Origin of the sequence: Pseudomonas sp. NPDC089530, from assembly GCF_050280705.1 — a bacterium.
Lineage (GTDB): Bacteria > Pseudomonadota > Gammaproteobacteria > Pseudomonadales > Pseudomonadaceae > Aquipseudomonas.
Genome location: NZ_JBNNVU010000177.1, coordinates 1 through 4,082 on the forward strand (window position 1 = coordinate 1; position 4,082 = coordinate 4,082).

At 60.4% G+C, this 4,082-nt stretch carries 3 protein-coding genes; all 3 read left to right on the plus strand.

All coding sequences use genetic code 11. From position 1 onward, the window contains the following. Window positions 1-1,675: 2-oxoglutarate dehydrogenase E1 component (locus ACQKQA_RS29810; protein WP_427564743.1), on the plus strand; the 1,675-nt coding region annotated here is incomplete at its 5' end. A 42-nt stretch (window positions 1,676-1,717) separates the two neighbouring features. After that, window positions 1,718-2,935, plus strand: a complete 1,218-nt coding sequence (gene odhB, locus ACQKQA_RS29815; protein WP_427564744.1) for a 2-oxoglutarate dehydrogenase complex dihydrolipoyllysine-residue succinyltransferase — start codon at window positions 1,718-1,720, stop codon at window positions 2,933-2,935. A 112-nt stretch (window positions 2,936-3,047) separates the two neighbouring features. Continuing rightward, on the plus strand, window positions 3,048-4,082 hold a 1,035-nt coding region (locus ACQKQA_RS29820), incomplete at its 3' end, for an FAD-dependent oxidoreductase (protein ID WP_427564745.1).

The window sequence follows — 4,082 nt, forward strand, 5'->3', positions numbered from 1 at the left end:
GTCGACGTCGTATTCATGTTGCTCGACCCGCGGCGCCAGGCAGGTAAAAGCCTGTTGCGGCTGGGCCGCGTCCAGTACCCAGACCTCGCTGGTGGCGAAAATGATCCAGGCGCCGATCCTTCATGTGAATGGTGACGATCCGGAAGCCGTATTGTTCGTGACCCAGCTGGCTATCGACTACCGCATGCAGTACAAGCGCGACGTAGTGATCGATCTGGTCTGCTACCGTCGTCGCGGTCACAACGAAGCGGACGAGCCAAGCGGCACCCAGCCTCTGATGTACCAACAAATCGCCAAGCAGCGCACCACCCGTGAGCTGTATGCCGATCGTCTGGTCCAGAGCAGCGTGCTCGACGCCGAGCGTGTTCAGGCGAAAGTCGACGAATACCGCAACGCGCTGGACAACGGCCTGCACGTAGTGAAGAGCCTGGTCAAGGAACCGAACAAAGAGCTGTTCGTGGACTGGCGTCCATACCTGGGCCACGCCTGGACCGCGCGTCACGACACCACCTTCGATCTGAAGACCTTGCAGGAACTGTCCGCCAAGCTGCTGGAGCTGCCAGAAGGCTTCGTGGTTCAGCGTCAGGTCGCGAAGATCTACGAAGACCGTCAGAAGATGCAAGCCGGCGGCCTGCCGATCAACTGGGGTTATGCCGAAACCATGGCATACGCGACCCTGGCGTTCGAAGGTCACCCGATCCGCATGACCGGCCAGGACATCGGCCGCGGTACGTTCTCGCACCGCCACGCGGTTCTGCACAACCAGAAAGACGCCAGCACCTACATCCCGCTGCAACACCTGTACGACGGCCAGCCACGTTTCGACCTGTACGATTCGTTCCTGTCCGAAGAAGCCGTACTGGCGTTCGAATACGGCTACTCGACCACCACGCCAAACGCGCTGGTGATCTGGGAAGCCCAGTTCGGTGACTTCGCCAACGGTGCCCAGGTCGTGATCGACCAGTTCATCACCAGTGGCGAGCACAAGTGGGGCCGTCTCTGCGGTCTGACCATGCTGCTGCCGCACGGTTATGAAGGTCAGGGGCCGGAGCACTCCTCGGCTCGCCTGGAGCGTTACCTGCAGCTGTGCGCCGAGCACAACATCCAGGTCTGCATGCCGACCACCCCGGCACAGATCTACCACCTGCTGCGTCGTCAGGTGATTCGCCCGCTGCGCAAGCCACTGGTAGTCCTGACTCCGAAGTCGCTGCTGCGTCACAAACTGGCCATCTCGACCCTGGAAGATCAGGCGGAAGGTTCGTTCCAGACCGTTATTCCGGAAATCGATGCCCAGGATCCAAAAGACGTAGGTCGTCTGATTCTGTGCAGCGGCAAGGTCTACTACGACCTGCTGGAAAAACGCCGTGCTGAAGGCCGTGACGACATCGCCATCGTGCGTATCGAGCAGCTGTACCCATTCCCTGAGGACGACCTGATCGAAGTCCTGGCTCCGTACAAGAACCTCAAACACGTCGTTTGGTGTCAGGAAGAGCCGATGAACCAGGGTGCCTGGTACTGCAGCCAGCATCACATGCGTCGCATCATCAGCGGTCACAACAAGGCGCTCGTACTCGAGTACGCCGGTCGTGACGCTTCTGCTGCCCCAGCGTGTGGTTATGCCTCGATGCACGCCGAGCAGCAGGAAAAACTGCTGCAAGATGCTTTCACTGTTTAACGCCTTCGCGCACCTGAAACCGAATTTAAGGAACCACAGATAATGGCTATCGAGATCAAAGCCCCCACTTTCCCGGAATCGGTTGCCGATGGCACCGTTGCCACCTGGCACAAAAAACCGGGCGACGCCGTCAAGCGCGACGAACTGATCGTCGACATCGAGACCGACAAGGTCGTGCTGGAAGTTCTGGCCACCGCTGACGGCGTGCTGGGCGCTATCGTCAAGAACGAAGGCGACACCGTTCTGTCCGACGAAGTACTGGGCTCCATCGCCGAAGGCGCTGCTGCCGCTGCTCCAGCCGCTGCTGCTCCGGCTGCCGCTGCCGCCGCTGCTCCGGCCGCCGAAGGCGAAGACGATCCAATCGCTGCTCCAGCCGCGCGCAAGCTGGCTGAAGAGAACGGCATCAACATCGCTTCCGTTGCCGGTACCGGCAAAGGCGGTCGTGTGACCAAGGAAGACGTGGTTGCAGCGGTTGCTGCCAAGAAAGCCGCTCCGGCTGCCGCGCCTGCCAAGGCTGCAGCTCCAGCCGCCGCTGCTCCAGTGTTCGCTGCCGGCGACCGCGTTGAGAAGCGCGTGCCGATGACCCGTCTGCGTGCCAAGGTTGCCGAGCGTCTGGTCGAAGCCCAGTCGAACATGGCGATGCTGACCACCTTCAACGAAGTCGACATGACCGAAGTCATGGCCCTGCGTTCGAAGTACAAGGATCTGTTCGAGAAGTCCCACAACGGCGTACGCCTGGGCTTCATGTCGTTCTTCGTCAAGGCTGCCACCGAAGCGCTGAAGCGTTTCCCGGCGGTCAATGCTTCGATCGACGGCTCCGACATCGTTTACCACGGCTACGCCGACATCGGTGTTGCCGTGTCCAGCGATCGCGGCCTGGTGGTTCCGGTTCTGCGTAACGCCGAACTGATGAGCCTGGCTGAAATCGAAGGCGGCATCGCCACCTTCGGCAAGAAAGCCCGCGACGGCAAGCTGTCGATGGAAGAGATGACCGGCGGTACCTTCACCATCACCAACGGTGGTACTTTCGGTTCGATGATGTCGACTCCGATCGTCAACCCGCCACAAGCAGCAATCCTGGGCATGCACAACATTCTGCAGCGCCCTATGGCGATCAACGGTCAGGTGGTCATCCGTCCGATGATGTACCTGGCTCTGTCCTACGATCACCGTTTGATCGACGGCAAAGAAGCAGTGACTTTCCTGGTTACCATCAAGAACCTGTTGGAAGACCCGGCTCGTCTGCTGCTGGATATCTGATTTCGTAGCCTGGGCCGATCAGCGATGATCGGCCTTTCGCCGAAACGAACAGCTTCGTCCCACGACGGCCTCCACAAGGGGCCGTCCGGTTTGATTCGAGAAGGAATGACACATGACTCAGAAATTCGACGTGGTAGTGATTGGCGCAGGCCCTGGCGGCTATGTAGCCGCCATTAAAGCTGCGCAACTCGGCCTCACGACTGCCTGCATCGAGAAATATACCGACAAGGAGGGCAAGCTGGCCCTCGGCGGTACTTGCCTGAACGTCGGCTGCATCCCTTCCAAGGCGCTGCTGGACAGCTCCTGGAAATTCCACGAAGCCCAAGACGGTTTCGCGATCCACGGCATCAGCCACTCCGGCGTGTCCATGGACGTCCCGGCGATGGTCGGCCGCAAAGCCAACATCGTGAAAAACCTGACCAGCGGTGTTGCCACCCTGTTCAAGGCCAACGGCGTGACCTCCATCCAGGGCCACGGCAAACTGCTGGCCGGCAAGAAAGTCGAAGTCACCAAGCCTGACGGCTCGGTGGAAGTGATCGAAGCCGAGAACGTCATCCTGGCGCCAGGCTCCCGTCCAATCGACATTCCACCGGCTCCGGTCGATCAGAAAGTGATCGTCGACTCCACCGGTGCCCTGGAATTCCAAGCCGTACCAAAACGCCTGGGCGTGATCGGTGCTGGCGTGATCGGTCTGGAACTGGGTTCGGTATGGTCCCGTCTGGGCGCTGAAGTGACCGTCCTGGAAGCCCTGGACACCTTCCTGATGGCTGCCGACACCGCAGTCTCCAAGGAAGCGCTGAAAACCCTGACCAAGCAGGGTCTGGACATCAAGCTGGGCGCTCGCGTCACCGGCTCCAAGGTCAACGGCGAAGAAGTGGTCGTGACTTACACCGATGCCAACGGCGAACAGAACATCACTTTCGACAAGCTGATCGTTGCCGTTGGTCGCCGTCCGGTGACCACTGATCTGCTGGCTGCCGACTGCGGCGTGACCCTCGACGAGCGTGGTTTCGTGCACGTTGACGATCACTGCGCCACCACCGTACCGGGCGTCTACGCTATTGGTGACGTGGTTCGCGGCATGATGCTGGCGCACAAGGCCTCGGAAGAGGGCATCATGGTCGTCGAGCGCATCAAGGGCCACAAG